Origin of the sequence: Dyella sp. S184, from assembly GCF_009766065.1 — a bacterium.
Taxonomy (GTDB): domain Bacteria; phylum Pseudomonadota; class Gammaproteobacteria; order Xanthomonadales; family Rhodanobacteraceae; genus Rhodanobacter.
Map to the genome: position 1 here is coordinate 818,030 of NZ_LMUE01000002.1, position 22,812 is coordinate 840,841.

General features: G+C 59.2%; 18 protein-coding genes. 14 read left to right on the top strand and 4 right to left on the bottom strand.

Annotated features, from left to right (window positions below):
* Positions 1-3: 3 nt before the first annotated feature.
* The 3 genes from kdpA to GSQ75_RS03480 all read right to left on the bottom strand — a co-directional run bounded on the left by kdpA (position 4) and on the right by GSQ75_RS03480 (position 3,135).
* Entirely contained in the window at positions 4-1,806 is a 1,803-nt protein-coding gene (gene kdpA / locus GSQ75_RS03470; protein ID WP_158753116.1) for a potassium-transporting ATPase subunit KdpA, read from the bottom strand.
* The gene (gene kdpF, locus GSQ75_RS03475; RefSeq protein WP_077442052.1) at positions 1,803-1,895 is read right to left on the bottom strand and encodes a K(+)-transporting ATPase subunit F; all 93 of its coding nucleotides are present in this window, start codon (positions 1,893-1,895) and stop codon (positions 1,803-1,805) included. The genes kdpA and kdpF overlap by 4 nt, the downstream gene beginning before the upstream one ends.
* A gap of 265 nt (positions 1,896-2,160) precedes the next feature.
* On the bottom strand, positions 2,161-3,135 hold the full coding sequence (locus tag GSQ75_RS03480) for a VTT domain-containing protein (RefSeq protein ID WP_158753117.1): 975 nt from the start codon (positions 3,133-3,135) through the stop codon (positions 2,161-2,163).
* 239 nt (positions 3,136-3,374) lie between these two features.
* Here GSQ75_RS03480 and GSQ75_RS03485 point away from each other — a divergent pair, with 239 nt between their 5' ends.
* From GSQ75_RS03485 to GSQ75_RS03525, 9 genes are all read left to right on the top strand, one after another.
* The gene (locus GSQ75_RS03485) at positions 3,375-4,376 is read left to right on the top strand and encodes a polyprenyl synthetase family protein (RefSeq protein ID WP_158753118.1); all 1,002 of its coding nucleotides are present in this window, start codon (positions 3,375-3,377) and stop codon (positions 4,374-4,376) included.
* 164 nt (positions 4,377-4,540) lie between these two features.
* Positions 4,541-5,161 (top strand): YceI family protein, encoded by a 621-nt coding sequence (locus GSQ75_RS03490; RefSeq protein ID WP_158753119.1) that lies wholly within the window; start codon positions 4,541-4,543, stop codon positions 5,159-5,161.
* The gene (locus tag GSQ75_RS03495) at positions 5,158-5,736 is read left to right on the top strand and encodes a cytochrome b (protein WP_158753120.1); all 579 of its coding nucleotides are present in this window, start codon (positions 5,158-5,160) and stop codon (positions 5,734-5,736) included. The genes GSQ75_RS03490 and GSQ75_RS03495 overlap by 4 nt, the downstream gene beginning before the upstream one ends.
* Positions 5,736-6,284 carry a YceI family protein gene (locus tag GSQ75_RS03500; protein WP_158753121.1) on the top strand — a complete coding sequence of 183 codons (549 nt, stop codon included), beginning with the start codon at positions 5,736-5,738 and terminating at the stop codon, positions 6,282-6,284. Before GSQ75_RS03495 ends, GSQ75_RS03500 begins: the two co-directional genes overlap by 1 nt.
* Positions 6,285-6,296: 12 nt before the next feature.
* A complete protein-coding gene (locus GSQ75_RS03505; RefSeq protein ID WP_158753122.1) occupies positions 6,297-7,664 on the top strand; it encodes a GTP-binding protein in 1,368 nt (455 codons plus the stop codon).
* A gap of 47 nt (positions 7,665-7,711) precedes the next feature.
* The gene (locus tag GSQ75_RS03510; RefSeq protein ID WP_158753123.1) at positions 7,712-8,731 is read left to right on the top strand and encodes a magnesium and cobalt transport protein CorA; all 1,020 of its coding nucleotides are present in this window, start codon (positions 7,712-7,714) and stop codon (positions 8,729-8,731) included.
* Positions 8,732-8,796: 65 nt separating this feature from the next.
* Positions 8,797-10,602: a tetratricopeptide repeat protein gene (locus GSQ75_RS03515; RefSeq protein ID WP_158753124.1), complete on the top strand. Its 1,806-nt coding sequence runs from the start codon at positions 8,797-8,799 to the stop codon at positions 10,600-10,602.
* Between the two features lie 431 nt (positions 10,603-11,033).
* The gene (locus tag GSQ75_RS03520; RefSeq protein WP_158753125.1) at positions 11,034-12,839 is read left to right on the top strand and encodes a hypothetical protein; all 1,806 of its coding nucleotides are present in this window, start codon (positions 11,034-11,036) and stop codon (positions 12,837-12,839) included.
* Positions 12,840-13,227: 388 nt separating this feature from the next.
* A complete protein-coding gene (locus GSQ75_RS03525; RefSeq protein WP_158753126.1) occupies positions 13,228-15,036 on the top strand; it encodes a hypothetical protein in 1,809 nt (602 codons plus the stop codon).
* A 127-nt stretch (positions 15,037-15,163) separates the two neighbouring features.
* Here the strand turns inward: GSQ75_RS03525 and GSQ75_RS03530 are convergent, their stop codons facing one another.
* Positions 15,164-17,308: a S9 family peptidase gene (locus GSQ75_RS03530; RefSeq protein WP_158753127.1), complete on the bottom strand. Its 2,145-nt coding sequence runs from the start codon at positions 17,306-17,308 to the stop codon at positions 15,164-15,166.
* Between the two features lie 275 nt (positions 17,309-17,583).
* On the opposite strand from GSQ75_RS03530, the gene GSQ75_RS03535 reads away from it, so the two are divergent.
* The 5 genes from GSQ75_RS03535 (at position 17,584) to GSQ75_RS03555 (ending at position 22,784) form a co-directional block, all read left to right on the top strand.
* On the top strand, positions 17,584-19,038 hold the full coding sequence (locus GSQ75_RS03535; RefSeq protein WP_158753128.1) for a hypothetical protein: 1,455 nt from the start codon (positions 17,584-17,586) through the stop codon (positions 19,036-19,038).
* Between the two features lie 98 nt (positions 19,039-19,136).
* On the top strand, positions 19,137-19,883 hold the full coding sequence (gene tfpZ / locus GSQ75_RS03540) for a TfpX/TfpZ family type IV pilin accessory protein (RefSeq protein WP_158753129.1): 747 nt from the start codon (positions 19,137-19,139) through the stop codon (positions 19,881-19,883).
* Between the two features lie 147 nt (positions 19,884-20,030).
* Positions 20,031-21,413 carry a hypothetical protein gene (locus tag GSQ75_RS03545; protein ID WP_158753130.1) on the top strand — a complete coding sequence of 461 codons (1,383 nt, stop codon included), beginning with the start codon at positions 20,031-20,033 and terminating at the stop codon, positions 21,411-21,413.
* A gap of 123 nt (positions 21,414-21,536) precedes the next feature.
* Positions 21,537-21,980 carry a pilin gene (locus GSQ75_RS03550; RefSeq protein WP_158753131.1) on the top strand — a complete coding sequence of 148 codons (444 nt, stop codon included), beginning with the start codon at positions 21,537-21,539 and terminating at the stop codon, positions 21,978-21,980.
* Positions 21,981-22,334: 354 nt separating this feature from the next.
* Positions 22,335-22,784 (top strand): pilin, encoded by a 450-nt coding sequence (locus tag GSQ75_RS03555; RefSeq protein ID WP_158753132.1) that lies wholly within the window; start codon positions 22,335-22,337, stop codon positions 22,782-22,784.
* The last annotated feature ends 28 nt before the right edge of the window (positions 22,785-22,812 follow it).

Genomic DNA, 22,812 nt, shown 5'->3' on the forward strand with positions numbered 1-22,812 from the left:
GATTCAGTGTCCCGACATCAGGGATTCGGCGATTGGCCCCAGGGCCAGTGCCGGAAGGAAAGTCAGCGCGCCAACCACGACCACCACGCAGGCCAGCAGCGTGATGAACAGCGGCGTATGCGTCGGCAAGGTGCCGGCTGATTCGGGTACGTGGCGCTTGGCGGCGAGCGAGCCGGACATTGCCAGCATCGCGATGGCGAGCGGGAAACGTGCGAGGAACATGCAGATGCCGAGCAGCACGTTCCAGAACGGCGTGTTCGCGGAGAGACCGCCGAACGCACTGCCGTTGTTGTTGGAAGCCGAGCTGACCGCGTAGAGGATCTCGCTGAAGCCATGCGCGCCGGGGTTGGCCACGCCCGCCACACCCGCCGGCACCATGACCGCGATGGCCGTGCCGATCACCACCAGCGCACATGGCAGCAGCACCGCGAGGCTGGCCATCTTCATCTCGTAGGCTTCGATCTTCTTGCCGAGGTATTCCGGCGTGCGACCCACCATCAGCCCGGCGATGAACACCGCCACCACCGCGAAGGCGAGCATGCCGTACAGACCCGAGCCGACACCGCCGAAGATCACCTCGCCGAGCTGGATCAGCCACATTGGCACCAGGCCACCGAGCGGGGTCAGCGAGTCGTGCATCGCATTCACCGCACCGCACGACGCTGCCGTGGTGATCGCCGCAAACAGGCCGGACGCGGCGATGCCAAAGCGGGTCTCCTTGCCCTCCATGTTGCCGCCGGCCTGCAGTACCGAGGCATGCTGATCCACCGCCAGTCCATGCAGCGCCGGATTGCCGGCCTGCTCGGCCGCGACCAGGCCGATCGTCAGCGGGATGAAGATCAACAGCATCGTGGCGAGGATGGCCCAGCCCTGGCGCCGGTCGCCCACCTGCTTCCCGAACATGTAGCAGAGCCCACCGGGGATCAGCAGGATCGCCAGCATCTCGATGAAGTTGGAGAACGGCGTGGGGTTCTCGTACGGGTGTGCCGAGTTCGCGTTGAAGAAACCACCGCCATTGGTGCCGAGCATCTTGATCGCGATCTGCGATGCGGCCGGGCCCATCGGCAAGGTCTGCGTGGTGACCTGCGTTTCCTTGCTCACTTCATGGCCGGCGGCATCCTTCACCGCATTGCCCGCGGCGTCCTTCACCGTCTCGGTGTAACTGGTGGTTTGCACCACCGGCACATCGACATAGGACTTGAAGTTCTGCACCACGCCCTGCGACACCAGAAGCATCGTTATCAGCAGCGATAGCGGCAGCAGCACGTACAGCGCGCTGCGGGTGAGGTCGACCCAGAAGTTGCCTATGCTGAGCGAGCTGCGCCGGCTGAAGCCGCGCACCACCGCCACCAGCACCGCGATGCCGGTTGCCGCGGAGAGGAAGTTTTGTACCGCCAGACCCAGCATCTGGGTCAGGTAGCTCATCGTCGATTCGCCGGCGTAGCCCTGCCAATTGGTGTTGGTGGCGAAGCTGATCGCCGTGTTCATCGCCGAATCGGGCGACACCGCGCCGAAGTGCTGCGGGTTCAATGGCAGCCACTGCTGCACGCGCTGCAACAGATAAACGACCAGCACGCCGAGTACGTTGAACAACAGCATCGCCAGCGCGTAACGCTTCCAGCCCATGGCTTCGTCATCGCGGATGCCGCACAAGCGATAGATCACGCGCTCCACGCCACTACCAAAACGGGTGACGCGGTTCGGCGTATCGGCGAAAACCAGCGCCATGTAGCTGCCGACCGGCTTCACCAGCAGCAGCAATACCACCAGGTACAGGCCAACCTGCAGGAAATCATTGGTGGTCATTCGAACCACTCCGGCTTGAGCAGGGCCACACACAGGTAGCCGGCCAGCGCCACGGCGATCAGGCCGGCGAGGACATACAGGACATTCATGATTGGGAGCTCATGCAGTGAAGGGGAAGGCAGACGCGGCAACCGGTCTACTTGCGCGGACTCAGCCGATCGCAGAGCAGCGCAAAGCCCAACGTGGCCGCGCACAGCACGAGCAGGAACAACAGGTAGACGAAATCCATCGGCGTCGACTCCATGAAAGGGCGACGCGCACTGTAGGAAGTGCCGTATAAGAAAGGGGTAGCGATTCGGCCGGGGCGCGTATAGAACGCGTAAAGTTTTGCGGGCGACCGCGCAGAACCGGCGATCAGGCCGTCATGCGCAGCGAGCCATCCGCGGGCTCAGCCGGCAGCCGGTCGATGGTGTAGCCCGCCGCATCCCATGCATCGAGGCCGCCCAGCAGCGGCCGCACGTTGCGGTAACCGATCGCCATCAGCAGCTTGGCCGCCTTGGCGGCGGAGACCTCGTTCGGGCAACTGCAATAGATCACCAACTCGCGATCGGGTGAAATGTCCTGCAGCACCTGGTCGACACCGTCCAGGTCAGCCAGCAATGCACCGGGGATGATCCGCGTGTCGAGCAGGCGTGCCGCCTGCGAGCGCACGTCGACCACCACGGGATTCTGCCCATTCGCGATGGATTCGCTCAGTTCGTCCACCGTGATCCGGGCCATGCGCAAGGCCACCAGCAACCGCCGGCGCTGCCACCACTTGGCCGCGATATAGAGCGCCAGCAGCCCCAGTAGCAGCTCCAGCGCGACCGTGCCCGCACTGGCCAGGTCAGCCAGCAGATCGTCGACCTGCGCGGCGAAAGCATAGCCGAGCCCCACCGCAACGCCCGCCCACAGCAGCGAACCCAGGCCGTCCAGCAAGACGAAGGTACCCGCACGCAAACCCATCGCGCCAACCAGCGGCGGCGCCACCGTGGCCAAGCCGGGCACGAACTTGGCGATCAGCAGGATCCGCCCACGCCAGCGCTGGAAGCGCAGCTCGGACTGCTTCACGCAGGAATCGGGCGACAGCGATATGCGGCAGATCGTACGCATCACGCCAGCACCGAAACGGCGGCCGGCCCAGTACCAGACCAGATCGCTGAACAGGCAAGCAAGCACCACCACCAGCAGCACGCCCGCCAGCGGCAGCTTGCCGTTGGCGCTCAGCGCACCCGCCACGACCATGGTCGGTATCGCCGGCACCGGTACACCGGCCTGCTCCACCAGCACATTGAAGAACACCAGCAGCAGGCCGTACTGGGCGATCAGCGCAATGATCTGATGGGCCATCGGATCGGCACTCGGGGCACGGTTCCGCGAAACCGCAGGTGCCTATAGATTGGGCCAGTCAGCGGCTATTGCAAACCCCTCCCGGCAGCCACCGGAACGCGCGGCCACGCGGCATACGCCATCCCGGGCTACTGCTTTCGTGGGAAATGTCCACTGGTTGCTCTGAGGCATAACGCAAACCACGGCGTAATTTGCTGCAGGGCCCTATAATCTTGCCGATACGCCGCCTTGAAGCCTCCATGAACTCGATGCCTGCCGACGCCCGACGCCCCGCCGACTTCGCCCATGTGCGCGACCTCGCTGCTGCCGACATGCAGCGCGTCGATACGTTGATCCGCCAGCGGCTGTCCTCAGACGTGGTGCTGATCAACCAGATCGCCGACCACATCATCGCCAGCGGCGGCAAGCGGCTGCGCCCGATGCTGCATGTGCTGGCCGCCGGTGCCGCCGGCTATCGCGGCGACCGCCACACCAAGCTCGCGGCGATCATCGAGTTCATCCACACCTCCACCCTGCTGCACGATGACGTGGTCGACGAGTCCGACCTGCGCCGCGGCCGCAAGACCGCCAACGCGCTGTGGGGCAACGCGGCCAGTGTGCTGGTTGGCGACTTCCTCTATTCGCGCTCGTTCCAGCTTATGGTGGAACTCGACGACATGCGCATCATGCGCATCCTCGCCGACACCACCAACACAATCGCCGAAGGCGAGGTACTGCAGCTGCTCAATATCGGCAACGCCGACGTGAACGAAGCAGCCTATCTGGCGGTGATCGAACGCAAGACCGCGGTGCTGTTCGCCGCCGCCACCGAACTCGGCGGCATCCTCGGCGGGCTGCCGGAATCCCAGGTGACCGCGCTGCGCCGCTACGGCATGGAACTGGGCTACGCATTCCAGATCGCCGATGACCTGCTCGACTACATCAGCGACGCCGGCACGTTGGGCAAGAACATCGGTGACGACCTCGCCGAGGGTAAGCCCACCTTGCCGTTGATCTATGCACTGGAGAAGGCGAATCCGGAGCAGGCGCAGTCGCTGCGCCACGCGATCGAACACGGCGGACTCGACTCGCTCGACCGTATCATCGCCTCGATCCGCGACTCCGGTGCACTGGAGCGCACCCGCGAACGGGCCGTGATGCATGCCGAGGCGGCCCAGGCTGCGCTCGGCACCCTGCCTGCCTCGGTCTATCGCGATGCACTCGCCATGCTGGCCGACTACTCGGTGCAGCGCACGTTCTGATCGTTCCTGCGGGACTTTGTGTAGGAGCAGATTCAGTCGTTCCCACGGAACCATGGAATTCCCGCCACAGGCGAAGCGCAATCAGCCATTGGGTTGACCAGGGAAACCAATCGTTCCCGAATGGATGCTGGCACCGTCGCCGCCAATCGGCCAGACTTCGTCCCATGCTCCGTTCGCGTTCAATCAACTGGTTCTTGTGGCTTGCGGTGATCCTGCTGTCACTGGGATCAGCGCATGCCGCCGGCGCCAGCTATCGCTACGACACGGTACATAGCCAGATCGTCTTCAGCGTCAGCCACGACGGCTATTCGCGCCCGTTCGGACGGCTGCATATCGCCAAAGGCTGGCTGCGTTTTGATCCGGGCGACTGGAGTACGGCAGCCACCGAGCTGGATATCGACTTGGACAGCCTGGACATGGGCGATGCGGACTGGAACAAAGCTGTTTGCAAGCCAAACCTGCTCGACTGTGCGCATGATCGCTATGCGCACTTCGTCAGCACCCGTATCGAACGCAAGGATGGCCAGCATGGCGTGCTGCATGGCCAGCTCAGCATGCGCGGGACGAGCCAATCCGTGAGCATTCCCTTCACCTTCAACCGCGCCGGACGAACGATCTATGGCCTTCACGACGTAGCAGGCTTCTCGGCGACCACGATGCTGGATCGCGACGCTTTCGGCATAACCGCCTATTCCGGTTCGATCGGGCACCAGGTAAGCGTGTGGCTGGAGCTTGAAGCGATCCGCGACGATCACGCTGTTACACCTTCAAAGGATCAACCATGAGTCTGCGCAGCAATGACCACCAGTGGGGCTGGGTCGCCAAGTTTTTCCACTGGATCATCGCGCTGGCCATCATCGGCAACGGCATCTTCGGCTTGCTGATGGATCTGGCGCATTCGCCGATGCAGAAGATCAACTGGCTGGCCCTGCACAAGTCGATTGGCCTGACCGTGCTGGCGCTGTTCCTGCTGCGCGTACTGTGGCGCTGGGGTGATGGCCGGCCACCGGAGGAACCGGGGCCGCGCTGGCAGCAGCTTGCAGCACATATCATCCACGGCATGCTGTATGTGCTGATCGCGGCGATCCCGCTCAGCGGCTGGTGGTACAACTCCGTCACCGGCAAGCCGCTGCAATGGTTCAAGCTGTTCAACCTGCCGGCGCTGGGAGCGAAGAACGACGCCTTGCGCCATTTCTCGCATGGCGTGCACGAATACCTGTTCTGGCTGCTGGTGCTGGTGTTGGTGGCGCACGTCGGTGCGGCGCTGAAGCATCATGTATTCGACCATGACAACGTGCTGCGCCGAATGCTGCCGTTTGGTCGCCCGCGCAACGACTCCACTCCCCGAGGAGAATCCTGATGAACCGTCTTGCCATCCTGCTGCTCGCACTTGCCCTCCCCGGAGCCGCTGCTGCCGCCGACTACACCGTGCAGCCGGCGACCAGTACGCTCGGTTTCAGCGGCACTTTCCAGGGCGCTTCCTTCAATGGCCAGTTCGGCCAGTGGACCGCGGCGATCAGCTACGACGCGGCGAAACTCGCCACCTCGAAATTCGAGGTTTCGGTGACCCTGGCCAGCGTGAAGACCGGCGACAAGGATCGCGACGGCGCTTTGCCCGGCTCTGATTTCTTCAACGTGGCGAAATTTCCGCAGGCGCACTTCGTCACCACCGGTTTCCGCCAGAACGGGGCGCAGGTGATCGCCGACGGCAACTTGACCCTGCGCGGCGTGACCAAGCCAGTCAGCCTCAACGTGACGTTCAAGCCGCAGGGCAACGGCGCCATGCTGGATGTCGCCGGTACGGTGAAGCGGCTCGACTTCGGCATAGGTACCGGCGACTACGCCGATACCTCGGTGATCGGTGCCGACGTGAAGATCAACGCACACCTGCAGCTCGCGCCGAAGTAAGCGGCCACCTCGATGGCAGGCGACAAGCTGTGGCAACGCCTGCGTGGCTGGCTCACGCCCGAGCGCAGCGGCACCATCGCAACACCTGCGCCGCGCAACCCTGCTGTCGGCTCGATGCGGGTGGCCGACAGCCTGCGCAGCCTGCTCGATGATCCGACCATTCCGGCTTCGGTACGCAGCGAACTCGCTACCGACTTCGGCCGCATCGAACACATGCTGGACAAGCTCGAGCGCGGCGAACTGCACATCGCCGTATTCGGCCGAGTGTCCACCGGCAAGTCGGCGCTCGGCAATGCACTGCTCGGCCGTGAAGCATTCGCGGTCGGCGTCCTGCACGGCACCACCACCGACGCCGCGCACGCGACACTCGATGAGGCGCAACACGATGGCCTGGTGCTGATCGACACGCCTGGCATCAACGAACTGGATGGCGAGGCACGCGAGCAGCTGGCGTTTGAGGTAGCCGAGGTCAGCGACCTGGTGATCTTCGTCTGCGACGGCGACCTCACCCGCGAGGAACTCGATGCCCTGAAAACCCTCGCCGCCACCCAGCGCCCGCTGCTGCTGGCGCTGAACAAGGCCGATCGCTACGGCCGCGACGAATTGGACAGCCTGCTCGAGCATCTGCGCCTGCGCGTGAGCGGGCTGGTCCGCGCGGAAGACGTGCTGGCGGTGGCCGCACATCCCGCCGCGCAGCGGGTGATCGAGGTGGATACACACGGCCGCGAGCAGGCGCACGAGCAGGCGCGTCCACCCGATGTCGCCGCCCTGCGCGAACGCCTGCTGGCGATCGCGGCGCGCGAAGGCAAGATGCTGTCGGCGATCAACGCCGGGCTGTACGCCGGCCGGCTCACCGACCAGGTCAGCGCGCGCATCGCGCAGACGCGGCAGGCGGTCGCCGCGAAACTGATCCGGCATTACTGCATCGCCAAGGGCGTGGCGGTCGCGTTGAATCCGATTCCGGTCGCCGACCTGCTCGCCGCCGCCGGCCTGGATGCGGCGATGGTGGTGCAGCTGTCGCGAGTGTATGGACTGCCCCTGACCCGTGCCGAATCCGGTCGACTGGTGGTGGTAATCTCGGCCCAACTCGCCGCACTGATGGGTGCGATCTGGGGCATGCAACTGGTCGCCTCGGCACTGAAGGGCGTCAGCGCCGGCCTGTCGGTGGTGGTCACCGCCGCCGCGCAGGGCGCGCTCGGCTGGTACGCCACCGTTCTGATCGGCCGCGCCGCCGAACGCTATCTGATCGCCGGCAAGTCCTGGGGCGAAGCCGGCGCCAAGCGCGCCGTCGCCGAGATCGTTGCCGGCCTTGACCGCGACTCGATCCTGCGCGAGGCGCGCGATGAAATCCTGAAACGCCTGAAATCGCAACGCGCGTAAGGCAACTGCAATTGCCCTGCCTTCCAGTGCGGGGCATCATGCCTGCAATGAACCTGATCACCCCGCCAACATCTGCACTGCCGACCGCCAACCCGCCGATGGTGGTCAACTGCATCGCCTATCGCAACGATGGCAGCCGGATCGGCGAGATCACGCTCGACGCGATCAGCGAAGTGCTGGCACAGCCGGATACCTTCGTCTGGGTTGGCCTGCATGAGCCGGATGAGCCCTTGCTGTTGAAACTGCAGGAAGAGTTCGGCCTGCACGACCTGGCGATCGAGGACGCGCATACCGCGCACCAGCGCACCAAGCTGGAAACCTACGGCGACTCGCTGTTCCTCGTGGTGCAGACCGCTCAGCTGGTCGACGGCCAGCTGGAGTTCGGCGAGACCCACCTGTTCCTCGGCCCGCGCTACCTGGTCAGTATCCGCCACGGTGCGTCGCTGTCCTACGCACCGGCGCGACGCACCTGCGAACATACGCCAGCGCTGCTGGCACTGGGCCCCAGCTACGCGCTGTACGGCGTGCTCGACTTCATCGTCGACAACCTGCTGCCGATCGTGCGTGATTTCCGCGAGGAACTGCAGCAGCTGGAACAGGACATCTTCGCCGAGACGTTCAATCGCAGCACAGTGCGGCGGCTGTACGACATGCAGCGCGACCTGATGACACTACGCCTTGCTGTGGTGCCGTTGCAGGATATCATCAGCCAATTGGTAAGACTCCACCCGAACCTGATTCCGGACGAACTGCGCGCGTATTTCCGCGACGTCTACGATCATGTTTTCCACGTCAACGAGTCGATCAGCGCGATGCGCGAAATGCTCACCGCCGCGATCAACGTCAACCTCTCACTGGTCACCTTCGGCCAGAACGAAGTGATGAAGAAACTCGCCGGCTGGGCCGCCATGCTCGCCGCACCCACCCTGCTCACCAGCTGGTACGGCATGAACTTCACCCATATGCCCGAACTCAGCCAGCCATGGGCCTACCCGGCCGTCATCGTGGCGATGCTGAGCGTGGTCGGCGGCATCTACCTACTACTCAAGCGCGCGAAGTGGTTGTGAGCTGATCCATTCTCCACTGACTGGGAATAAGTACACGCGATGATGCAAAAAATCAGGGATGCAAGATGCACAAAAGATTGACCTATGTCGTTGCGGGTATCGCGCTCATCGTGACTGCCCTCGTTTATTGGCCAGTTGTTCACGCAAATTTTGTCTGGGACGACTGGCTCGACTTCCACGATATGCCATGGCTGCGCCAAGGAGACGAGTGGAAACACTTCATATTCAGGGACTACAACGGCTGGACAAACTACTTTCGCCCACTTGGCGTGGCACTTCTCACGCTGCAAGTCCGTCTGTTCGGAGATGCACCGGGCCCCATGCATGCAGTGTCCCTCGGGATGCATCTTCTCAACACGCTACTTGTGGGCCTGCTTTCATGGCGCTGCGGCGCTGCTATAACGAGTGTGCCGAAGCGGACATATCTCCTCGCCGTTTCAATGTTGCTTTACGGGCTTCATCCGGCGCTGATCGAACCGGTGTCGTGGATCAGCTCTCAGTTCGATCTTGTCGTAACGATGTTTATGCTGCTCGGGTTGCTCGCAAACGCATGCATCAAGGGAGCATGTGCCCGACCAACGGTTGTCGCGATTCTTTTCTTCCTTGCCGCGTGCACCAAAGAATCGGCGGTTTCGTTCCCGTTGATGCTGGTCGTTTTCGACTGGGCGGTTTTTTTCAAACGTCATGATGGGAGGTTGGGTTCCGCCATCCGCGCCCTTATCAGTCGAAACTGGCCGGTATACGTCGCCATGCTTTTCGCCGGTATTGTTTACCTCTCTTTCCGTCACTGGGCTATCGGAAAAATCGTCAACCCTTTCGCGGGCAGCTCATTCCCCGTATTCGCACGACTGCAGGAGGCCTGCTTCATCTACCTGCATTACTGGAAGACCTTGATCTGGCCGATGTCAGGAATGAGCCCGATCCATCCCGTTGATGTGCAGCAATTCAACCTAGCTTCCCCGTCGTCCGTACTTGTCGATTTAGCAGCGATCGGTATCGTAGCAACAGGTCTTTACCTTGCACTTCGACGATCATCGACAACTGGTTGCATGATTGTAGCCATGACGGTAGCGCTGCTGCCTGTACTGCATGTTGCCTCAGCGAACTTCGATAGTAGTCTCTACCACGATCGCTACGTGATAACCGCGCTGGCAGTAGTTTGCGCCATGCTTCCACTCTTGCGGTTGCACATGCCGATCGCCTGCAATCGGGCACGGTTTGCTTTCCCTTTGTCTGCATCGATCATATTTTTCTGGTTTGTGTTTGCAGTGATCGACATTCGCGCAACGTTGCCGCTATGGTCCAACAACGTGAATCTGTGGCAATGGGCACTCACCGTGAACCCTGATTCCGTCGAGGCAAAGGACAGCTTGCTCAGCGCTTATATAGATACGAAGGATTATGCCAACGCCCACAAGCTGATCGACCAGTTGCTGGCGGATCATGTTCAGTGCGCCAATTGCATGCTGAATGCCGCGATCCTGGCTGTCACCGAAAATGATCCTGCACGTGCAGCTGTTGCACTGGAAGAAGTCAAGACTTCCAGGGAAGTTGCTACGGACAAGAAGATGTTGCGCATGTATATCCTCGCAACCGGCGAGACGCTCGTATTACAAGGTCATCTAGAAGATGCCGAACAGCTCCTGCGTATCGCGATGAAGATGGATCCACTCGACCCACAACCGAAGCTATCGCTCGCGATTGCACTGGCTCTTCAGGGTAGGAAGGACGAAGCGCTTATTGTGGGTGAATCTGCAATCGTACTGCTTCCACTGGATGAACGCGGCGCAAGACGCAAGAAACTCGACGACACCATTGCTTCGGGTATCAGATCGGCTCGACCAACAGATCAATCGACGAAAGATCACTAATCGCGGCTTGAGTACCCAGCGGCTCTCGTCCGGGAAGGTCAGGAACTCGCTGGGAATACGGCGGCGCTGCATCACCGTAAACGCACTCGGTCCCTGAGTGATCTGGATGCGGAAATCGTCGCCCTTCAAATGTCGCTCCGGTAGCCCAGTCAATATTCGTTCCCACTCATCTGTGGACAACGCCCTTGCTCGGTGTTGGCCTTGAACTTCCCGGTGATGCAGAGTGATAGCTCAGCGATAACTGGTTGATCGGGATATCTGCTGGCCATGCGCCTATCCATTTCGTCGCGATAATTGGCCATACCAGCAATTGCCCTGCCCTCTGGTGCCGGGCATCATGTGCTGATGATCTGATCAATCAACCGCGAATGCACCGCCGGTCGCCAAGCAGCCAATGGTCGCCAATTGCACGATACCTACTGGAAGAACCTATGCGCGGCAGATTGACCTACGGTGCTGCAGGCATTGCGATCATCGTGGTTGCAATCGTCTATTGGCCCGTGATTCACGCAAACTTTGTCTATAGTGACTGGCTCGATTTCCATCAGCAGTCGTGGCTTCGCCATGGTGACGAGTGGAAGCACTACATCTTCAGGGACTTCAATACCTGGACGAATTACTTTAGGCCCCTCGGCGTGGCACTTCTCACGTTGCAGGTTCGTCTGTTCGACTTGGCGCCAGGCCCCATGCATGCGGTATCTCTCGGGATACATCTAATCAACACCCTGCTTGTGGGCCTTCTTTCGTGGCGCTGTCGCGATACTGCGATGAATGAGCGGCATCGCACATGGCTCCCTGCTGCCGTCATGCTGCTCTACGGACTGCACCCGGTATTGATCGAGCCGGTGGCATGGATCAGCTGCCAGTTCGATCTCATCGTAACAATGTTTATGTTGTCCGGAGTGCTAGCCAATACCTGTATCCGGGGAACTACAACCCGTGCAGTTGCGGTCGCCACACTGTTCTTTCTGGCAGCATGCACCAAGGAATCGGCAGTCTCGCTCCCATTGATTCTTGTCGTTTTCGATTGGCTCCTTCTTTGCAGGCGCAGGGAGGAGGACATACTCTCCAGTATATCCACGCTAATCCGCCGCAACTGGCAGGTATACGTTGCCATGTTCTTCGCAGGCATCGTCTATCTCGGCTTCCGCCATTGGGCCCTCGGGAAAATCATTAATCCATTTTCGGGCAGCTCATCCTCCTTGCTAGAACGGCTTCAGGAAGTCTGTTTCATCTATCTGCACTACTGGAGGATCCTGATCTGGCCGATGTCCGGCATGAGCCCGATTCACCCGCTCGACACAACGCAATTCAACATAGTCTCCATACCCTCCGCGCTTACCGACTTGGCTGCGATTGGAATCGTCGTGGCGGGTTTTTACCTCGCGCTACGACGTGCATCGACAGCGGGGTGCATCGTAGTAGCCGTAACCGCTGCGCTGCTGCCCGTGCTGCATATCGCCTCGGTGGAGTTCGACAACAGTCTGTACCATGAACGTTACGCCATGCCCGCTTTGGCAGTTACCTGCGTCATGCTTTCCCGCCTGTCGCTGCGTGGGCCGACTTTCAACAGACTACAGAGGTTCGGCGATCCACTTTTGGCCACAGTTTTTCTGTTCTGGCTGGCATTCGCGATCATCGACATTCGCGTGACCTTGCCGCTATGGGCAGACAACATACACCTCTGGCGATGGGCGCTCACCGAATATCCAGACTCCATCACGGCCAAAAATAATCTACTCAGCGCGTATATCGACATAAGTGATCATGCCGATGCCCATAAGTTGATCGACCGACTGCAGGAAGATCATGTGCCGTGCTCCCTTTGCATGCTGAACGCAGCCATCTTGGCCGTCAGCGAAAACGATCCGGCACGCGCAACAACTGCACTGGAAGTTGTAAGGAACTCCAGGGAGTTGCTCACCGACAAACTGATGCTTCACTCATACCTCCTTACCACAGGCCGGATGCTTGTATTGCAAGGCAATTGGGACGAAGCCGAGAATATCCTCCGCGCCACTGTGAAAATGGATCCCCTCGATCCGCAGCCTCGACTATCACTCGCCGCGGCGCTTGCTTATCACGGCAAGAAGGAAGAGGCCCTCGAAATGGGCAAATCCGGATTGGCCCTGCTCCCACCTGACGAGCGCGATTCAGCGCAAAGCGTGCTTGACAGAGCTCTTGCAGCAGGCGTGGAACCAACTCGACGAGTGCATCAATATCCGACAACTAAGTGAGCGAACCGTACAGATAAAACGGCGGCCTGGAGGCAGCCGTTTTATCTGTACGCGAAAGAATCGGTTCGATGGAGCTGTAGCTTTCGTCGCATCCTTGACCATCCATTGCTTCAACCACTCGTTGACTGTGTCGTGCCATTGCAAACTGCAGTCCCCGTGTATCGTCAACAACACCCTTCTCCTTCAGTTGGCAGCTGCTTGGTAGCCACACTCCTACATCTCCTTCCTAGCATTTGGCATCAGAATCTGCCTTGGATGCCGCGTTGGCGTGGACTTTGAGCCTGTGCAGAAATTCGCCAACTGGCAGACCTCAACGCACACCTCCCTCCATCCTGATCCAACCAGCTTATGCGAGTATACGTACGAGATAAGGGCTTCCGGATTGAACATGCGCAACAAGTTACCTGGCCTCATGGCAGGCATCGCGCTCATCGCGATTGCACTGATCTATTGGCCGGCCACCCACGGAAAATTCGTTTGGATCGATGTGCCGGACTTTGTCCAGATGGCTTGGCTGCGTCAGGGTGATGCGTGGGAACACTACATCTTCAAGGATTTCAACAACTGGGTTAACTATTTTCGACCTCTAGGTATTGGACTCCTCACGCTGCAACTTCGACTGTTCAATGTGACGCCAGGCCCCATGCATGTGGTGTCCATCACCATTCACCTGATCAATACGCTGCTTGTAGGACTGCTTGCGCGGCAATGTAGTCAAACGGCAATGCGCGATAGCAAGCAACAAACGCTGTGGCTGATCGCGCCCATGCTGCTCTATGGGCTGCATCCGGTGCTGGTCGAATCGGTGGCGTGGATTAGCTGCCAGTTCGACCTGGTTGTGACCCTATTCATGTTGCTTGGCTTGTTGGCCAACGCCTGCATCGAGCACGCTAATCGACGAGCGGTCACTGTCGCAATCTGTTTCTTTCTTGCGGCCTGTACAAAGGAATCTGCAGCAGCCTTTCCATTGACACTGGCGGTGTTCGATTGGGCGCGTCAGCCGTGGAAGTCGCAAGACGGCCTAGTATCCAGAGTCCGCATTTTCATCGCACGAAACTGGCACGTTTATGTGGCTTTGCTTGTCGCAGGTATCGCCTACCTCGCCTTCCGGCACTGGGCGCTTGGGCAACTCGTTGGGGCCGGATCGGATGGTACATTGTCGGCTTTCTCGCGCTTGCAGGAAGTCTCTTTTACCTATTTGCATTACTGGGAAATGCTGTTCTGGCCGATGCATGGCATGAGCCCCATTCACGATTACAGTGCTCAGCAATTCCTGGCGGTCACGCCGATATCGCTACTCACTGATGCAGCAGCCATCGGTATCGTGTCATCAAGTCTTTATCTGGCTATTCGACGCTCATCGCCGGTGGCATGCGTAGTGCTGGCGATGACCGTTACGCTGCTGCCAGTCCTGCACATCATCCCTGCACCTTTCGCGCCGAGTCTTTACCACGATCGCTATGTATTTCCATCGCTCGCGGTCATGTGCGCCATGCTGCCGTTGATCCGCCTGCCCATAAGCATCAAGGCGTTGGAGCTCAAGCTGCTTCGCCCTCTGGCAATCGTCATCGGTTGTTTTTGGCTGCTGTTGTCGATAATCGATATTCGAATGACGGTGCCGCTATGGTCCAACGACATCGCCCTCTGGCGGTGGGCGTTGCTCATGAACCCCACCTCCATCTTTGCCAAGAGCAGCTTGCTGAATGCCTATATCAGCGACAGCGATTACAAAGATGCCCAAAAACTGACTGATCAGATTTTGGCGGAGCACGTACCCTGCACCGAATGCATGTTGGGCGCCGCCTTTCTCGCTTTGAATGAGAACGACCCAGCACGCGCTCAGCAGGCACTGGATGTACTGAAGAACACCCAGCGGATAGAGTCTGACCAACACATATTCGGAATTTATCTAACTCTCACCGGCCAAATGCTGGCGATGCAAGGCAAATTTGGCGATTCCGAAGCCACCCTGCGTGAAGCCATGATCGTGGCACCCTTCGATGCCAAGCCTCCCATGCTGCTTGCAGTAACGCTTGCACGAAGCGGTGAGGAAAACGACGCGCGGGCCTATGCGGAAAAAAGCATTGCGATGTTCCCACCAGGGCAGCGGGACGCCGTGCGAAGAAAACTGGATAATGCTATTACAGCCAATCTCAGGCTAGCCAAACAAGCTCATCCGTACACAACAAGGCAATAATCAGCCCACATCATCGCCGATTTACTGCGAGCCCATAAAGGAGGCGATGCTTGCTCAACGCAAGCATCGCTTCTTTGTTTCCAATCTTCGCCATTACTCCGGATACGAAGACGGATTGCATACTCCGTTACGGCGTAGAGGCGCCTTTCCCATCCACTGTCCATTGCTTCAACCAGGCATTTACGGTGTCATGCCACAACACGCTGTTGTGCGGTTTCAGTACCCAGTGGTTCTCGTCCGGGAAAGTGAGGAGCTCGCTGGGAATGCCACGGCGCTGCAAGGCAGTGAACGCACCCAGGCCTTGGGTAATCGGGATGCGGAAGTCATCGCCACTGTGCACCACCAGCATCGGCACGCGCCAGTCCTTGACGTAGTTCACCGGATTGAACTTCTCGTAGTTCTGCGGATGATCGAACGGCGTGCCGCCATTTTCCTTCTCCTCGAACCACAGCTCGTCGGTGTCGTAGTACATCGCGCGCGCATCGAACACGCCGTCGTGGTCGACCAGGCACTTCCACGGCGTGTTCCACACGCCAGCGATCCAGTACGTCATATAGCCGCCGTAGCTGGCTCCGAGTGCGCAGGCACGGTTGCTGTCGAGGAAGCTGTACTTGTCCAGCGCAGCCTTCCAGCCCAGCTTCAGGTCCTTCAGCGGCTTGCCGCCCCAATCACCAGAAATGGAATCGGTGAACGCCTGCCCGTAACCGGTGGAGCCGTGGAAGTTCACCGTCACCACCGCGAAACCCTGGCCGGCATAGGTCTGCGGGTTCCAGCGATAGCTCCATTCGTTGCTCATCACGCCCTGCGGACCACCATGGATGATGAACGCGACCGGGTAGGTCTTGCCCGGCTGATAGTCGACCGGTTTGACCACGTAGCCCTGCACGATCTCATTGTTCCAACCCTTGAAGGTGAAGAACTCGAAGTCGCCGACCTTGGCGTTCTTCAGAACTTCCGCGTTGAAATGGGTGACCTGTTTGAGATCCCCACCCTCCGCAGTTGCCACATATAAATCAGCAGGCCGCTTCAGATCATCGCGCGACAGCAGCAGCTTGCCGGCAGCCAGTGAGTAACCTTCCACCGCACCGTCGCCAACCATCTGAGTGACCTTGCCGCTGTCCGTGTCGATCGCAAACAGCGGGTGCTGGCCATTGTCATCCGCAGTGGCATACAGCGTCTTGCCATCGGCGGAAATTCCCAGCTGTCCGGGTGAGCGATCCCACTTCGGATCCACCTCATGTTTCGCACCGGTCGCCACGTCCAGCGCCATGATCGCGAAGCGATCGGCCTCGAAGCCCGGCGTCTTCATCGCAAGGTAATAGAGCGTCTTGCCATCCGGTGACGGCACCGGATAGCCATCCCATGCCTTGTTGTCGGCGGTGAGATTCTGCGGCGTGGCCGAACCATCCACCGGCACCCGATACACATCGAAATTGGTCGACCACGGCTCGGTCTTGCCGGCGATACGCACATCGAAATACACGCTGCGCCCATCCGGCGCGAACGCGAACTCGCTCTCGTCGCCAAACGGCTTGCTCGGCACGTCGCCATCGATACCGCGAGTCAGCAGGGTCGGTTCCAGTGGCAGCTGGCCCTTGCCATCGAAGCTGCCGACAAACAGCTGATTGCGCTGGCCGTTGGCCCACATGCCCCAATGCCGGACGAACAGCTTGGTGTAAATCGTGCCGCTGGCCTTGTCCTTGTCGCGCGCATCGATGCGCTGCTTGCTGCAAATCAAGGTGGCACAATCGGTGAACACCTCATAAGACAACAGCACCCGCTTGCCGTCCGGCGACAGCTTGTAGTCGTTGATGTCCAGCGGCGTATGGCTCACCTGCACCGGCGCGGCATGTTTGGCCAGATCAAGCTCGGTTGAACCCGGCCTACTCTTGCCGCCCATATCCAGTCGCCACAACTGCGCCACGCCCTTGGCCGGCGCCAGGAAGTAAAGGCTGTACCCATCCGCCGACCAGCGAGCCGAGCCGGCCTTGTCAACCACTTTTACCGGCTGACCGCCCTTGCCCGACAGGTCGAGCACATACACCGCATCGACGCCCTTGTTCGCGGCATAGTCGGTGCTGCGCAGGCCAAACGCAGCATAGCGGCCATCCGGTGACAACTGCGGATCGCTCACCCGCTGCATCATCACCAGATCGCGCACGTTGAACGGATGTGGGCCCTGGGTCTTGACGAACGTGGTGTCCACGGCATCGCCCGCCATCACGGGCGCAGCTACCAGCGCAAGCAGCAGCGCAGCAATCAGAGGTTTCATGGGAGTTCCTTGGCTTACCGAAATCATGACGGTAAGCGTGAGGCAGCCTTGGCGCAAGCCCATCGCATATTCAGAACGCAGCGCACCAAGACATGTGATGAGCCATCTAGTCCTAATGCATATTGCACGATGACTTCTTCGGGCACATTTAGCTCACTCAAGACACCCATCGCCAAGGCAATCACGCAAGGTGCCCGCATGTCACAGCTCGAGCTTCGACTCCATGTGAAGCCTAACGACTATGGTTACACTCGTGCCCGGCAAACCAAACCAAGATGGCCATGATCAACCCTGAGTCGAATCTTGCACACCCTTCGACGGTTTCAGTCACGCGCCCGTCAGATTCAGATGAAGAACGCGAATCGACACAATGGAAGACAGCGCCGCTTCTGAATCAAGGTTGGCGCTGGTGGCTACTGCTGCTACTGCTCGGTGTTTTCTCACTGGGCTTTCGCTGCTATTACCTGACACATGCCCAGGTACTGCAACCCTTTTATGATCAGCTCCATACACGTGCTGACGGCGTCGAATATTATGCCTACGCTCGAAATCTTGTTCACCATGGAGTTTTCTCCAAAGCCCCGGAAGGCCGATCGCCACTCGTTGGCGACAGTTACCGGGATCCCGGCTATCCCCTGTTCCTCGCCGGCTGGTTGGAAATTTTCCCCCAGTGGGATTCATGGTATCCAGCAGTATTGTTATCGCAGGGCCTGCTCGGCGCGCTAAGCGTGGTACTCGCCTTGTGCATCGGTCGTCGATGGATGCCGATGCGTTGGCTCGCCGGTGCGGGCCTGCTCATGGCGATCTGGCCTCACAGCGTCAGCATGAACAGCTTCATATTGTCTGAAACCCTGTTTGGGTTTCTTTGCCTCTTGAGCTTGTTTCTCCTGACCTATGCACTGCATCGACGCAGCGTCGCATGGGTCACAGTCAGCGGCCTCGGGTTCGCTCTCGGCGCGTTGACCAATGCCGTACTGCTGCCATTCGCTCCCTTGCTCGGCCTGTATTTCGCGTATCGGCGATATATAAGTGCCCGCATGCTTGCAGGATTGCTGGCCGGAGCCATGATCCTGCCGGCAGCATGGATGGTTCGCAATGCCCTGTTGCCGCCCTCTTACGGGGATTCATCCGCCGGAAGGGCATTGGATACCCTGGTTATAGGATCCTGGCCTGATTATTACCAGACCTATAACGCATCGTTGAAGAATAATCCGGCTGCTGTTGCCACGATGACCCGCGTCGTCCAGGAAATTACTCTGATCAATTACGATCCGAGAGCCGGCGCAACTGAGATCGCACAACGGATGGGCAATCACCCACTTGAATATGCCCGTTGGTATCTGAGAAAACCGGCACTGTTATGGGGTTGGAACATCCGCGTGGGCGTGGGTGATATCTACGTCTACCCCACCAGCAACTCACCCTTCAAGGACAATGTTGTCTACCGCACGATCATCGCCCTCTGCCACGCACTCAATCCTCTGCTCTTCATCCTGATGATTGCCGGATGGATCATCGTGCTATGGCCCCAGCAGCGGCCTATTGATTCCTTGGTCGCATCAACGCTGATGCTGGTCTTCGTCACTGCGATATATACCGCGCTCCAGTCTGAACCACGCTATTCAATAGCTTGCCGACCGCTTGAGCTCATGCTGGCCACTTTTGCGTTCTATCGTGGAAGTCTCTGGCTCGCTCATAAGAAAACATCAAACAGGAGCAAACTCATATAGGCACACGGCGCAATCACCAATCGTTTGGGTCGATGCGCTCGTGGAAAATCGTTGTGATATATATTTATCACCAAGTTGAACTGCCCTGATATCGAGCCATGAATCGCTGGAAAGCCGCCACCATCCATTTGACGGTCAGCCTTGTTCTTGCCTTGGCGATTGCCACACTGCTTTACTTTCTGTGGTTTCCATCGCCGTATTTCATCGCAGCTGGTGCGAGCAAGCTGATCATGGTCTTGATGGGAGTCGATATCGGGATAGGTCCGTTGCTGACGCTGCTGGTAGTCAGTCCGCACAAGCCGAGAAGTCTACTAAGACTGGATCTTTCGGTCATAGCGGTCATGCAGGCGATCGCCTTCGCCTACGGCGTCCACGTTATCGCCGTGGCGCGGCCCGTGTTTGTGGTAGCGGCGGTCGATCGGCTCGTGCTGGTGTCGGCTGACGAGCTTACGGACACCGACCTGGCCCAGGGTAACCAGCCTGTCTTTCGCACACGATCGTGGACGGGGCCGCTATTGGTCGGAGTATGGCCACCGAAGGGAGGTAAAGGCTTCGACGTTGTGCAACAAGTTCTGGCCGGTGGCAAGGACCTCGATCAGTTGCCCAGGTTCTACATGCCGTACGATCAGGTCGTAGACAAGCTCATGCAGCGGGCCAAGCCTCTGTCGCAGCTCAAGAACGTCAACACTTATCAGCGCAAACAGCTTGAGCAGATCCAGGCCGGGGCCGATGATGGCGGCACGTTGCTGGCATTGCCGCTACAGCGGGGTGATCGCTACTACACGGCTATCATGTCGCCGAAGACCCGACGCCCAATGCGCATACTGTCCATCGATCCCTGGTAGCCCATCGCCAGAAGATACAATGGGCAACACGCCGCCCCCTGTTTCCTGAGCAGCCATATCCGCGGCGGATAGCTTCATTCCAGTGATTCCCTGCACCCTTTGAAGCACGGCAAGACTACGGAATCCCTGAGAATGACAAGCTTGCGAATGACCGATGAAAAATCATTTGCCACGGATCCTTCACGGCAGAACCATGGCTGGCAATGGTGGCTGCTACTGCTATTGATTGGACTTTTCTCACTGGGTTTCCGCTACTACTACCTCATACATGCCCAGGTATTTCAGCCAGCAGATCTTCCAAATGCACGCGCGGATGCAGTTGATTACTACCGTTATGCTCAGAACCTGGTCCACCATGGAGTTTTCTCGAAGGCTCCCGAAAGCCAGTCGCCGCCCTTCGGAGACAGTTTCCGCGACCCTGGTTATCCCTTGTTTCTGGCCGGCTGGCTGAAATTTTCCCCTCAGTGGGACGCGTGGTATTCAGCTGTATTGATGTCGCAGGGGTTGCTCAGCGCGCTGAGCGTGGTGCTCGCCTTGTGCCTCGGTCGTCGATGGATGCCGATGCGATGGCTCGCTGCTGCCGGCATACTCATGGCAATCTGGCCTCATAGCGTCAGCATCGGCAGCTTCCTCTTGACGGAAACCCTCTTCGGGTTTCTTTGCGTGTTGGGCATGTTTCTGCTGGATCAGGCACTCCATCGGCGCAGCGCCGCATGGGCTATGGCCAGCGGTCTCGGGTTTGCCCTTGGCGCCTTGACCAATGCCGTGTTGCTGCCGTTCGCGCCCCTGCTCGGGCTGTATTTTGCATGCCGACGGCAGATCAGCGCCGCCATGTTCGCGGGTTTGCTGGCCGGCGCCATGATCCTGCCCGCGGCATGGATGATGCGAAATACCCTGCTACCTCACTCTCCTGGCAACTCTTCCACCGGGAGGGCTCTGGACAATCTCGTACAAGGATCCTGGCCCATTTATCATCAGGCCTATCAAGCCTCGATGAAAAACGATCCGCTTGCTGTTGCCACGATGACCCGCATCGGCCAGGAAAGTGACTTGATTCAATCCGATCCTGCAGCAGGCTTGGCCGAGCTCATGCGACGCATGGGTCATCATCCGATTGAATATGCCCGTTGGTACCTGAGCAAACCAGCGCTGCTATGGGACTGGGATATCCGTATGGGCCAGGGCGATATCTACGTTTATCCCACCAGGAATTCACCCTTCAAGGATAATGCGCTCTATCGTTCGGCTATCGCTGTCTGTCACACGCTCAATCCTCTGCTCTTCCTGCTGATGATTGCCGGCGGCATCGTTGCGCTATGGCCCCGGCAGCAGATCCCGCGTTCCCTGGTGGCAGCAACCCTGCTGCTGGCGTTCGTCACCACGGTATACAGCGTGTTGCAGGCGGAGCCACGCTACTCGATACCTTATCGGCCACTGGAAATCCTGCTGGCCACCTTCGCCGCCTACCGTGGCTGCCGGTGGCTTGCATCGATGAACACCAAGCGCGGAAGCAAGCCCGTACCTCTGTGACTTTCATCACACGTCTGGGAGTCCGGACGCAGCTGGCCGCGTCAGCATCTGCCGCCAGTCCTTTCCTGCCGGAGTTGGTATGGAACGTGCCTACCTCCCGGGGTACTCACAGGGGAGTCCACCATGTTGCGCCAGCGCATTTCCGCCGGTTTCACTTTGATCGAACTGATGATCGTCGTGGCGATCATCGCGATCCTTGCCGCCATCGCCATCCCGGCCTATCAGGACTACCTGATCCGCGCTCAGGTAGCTGAGGGCTTCGTACTGGCCGATGGGGTCAAGTCAGCGGTGTGGGACTTCTACTCCAACACCGGCGGGTTCCCAAGCAACAATCGGAGTGCCGGCATTGCTTCTAGCCAGTCGATCAACGGCAAATACGTTTCCAAGGTGGTCGTCACTGGTGGTGTGATCACGGCGCTGTTTGACGGGCCGCAGGCTAACAGCGCTATCACTCCCACCAGCCAGTACTTGGTGCTGTCGCCAATCACAGGCGCGGGCAGCATTAACTGGACCTGTTCCAAGAGCACCCTTAACGCGAAGTACTTGCCGACAGTCTGCCGCACTTGATATGGGCAGGCATCCAAAAAATCGGCATTGCACACATTAAAACTGACAAAAAACGTCACTACCTGCCTTAACGTGACAGACCATGACACTGCAATACTGATCGCACTTCACTGACCTCCCGGGCCGTTACGACGCCGCTTGCAGGGTTTCGTGACGGTAGGCACAATCGGCAAGCCTGCGATATGCGGGAATACATCGGCGGCAGTTGTGGCACACAACCTGCTTGACTCTGCCGCGAGCTTCCTGGTCGTTCCTGACCAACGAGTATGGAGTACCGGTTCCGCCTAGGGGGATTCGAGACTGGGGCTCAGGGGGCATCATCCAAGGTTAGCTAACCGAAACAGAGGAACCACCATGAAGAATATGCAGAAAGGCTTCACCCTGATCGAACTGATGATTGTTGTTGCGATCATCGCTATCCTGGCCGCCATCGCGATCCCGGCTTATCAGGACTACCTGGTTCGTTCGCAAGTTTCCGAGGGCGCAGTACTGGGCAGCGGTGTCCAGACGGCGGATGCAGAGTTCTACTCCAACACGGGCCACTTCGGAGCAGGCGGTAACGCAAGCATCGGCGTAGCTACCCCTGCCAGCATCAGCGGCAAATATGTTACCCAGGTGACTGTTGTCGCCACCACTGGCGTAATCACAGCTGACTTCGGCGGACAAGCCAACAACGCGATTTCGGGTTCGATTCTCGCTTTCTCTCCCATTACCAGTGCTGGTTCCATGTCCTGGTCGTGCGATGTAGCCACTACCACCATACCTGCGAAATATCTGCCGACATCCTGCCGCACCGGCGGCTGATACCTGTCATCGTAGGATCTTGAAGGGC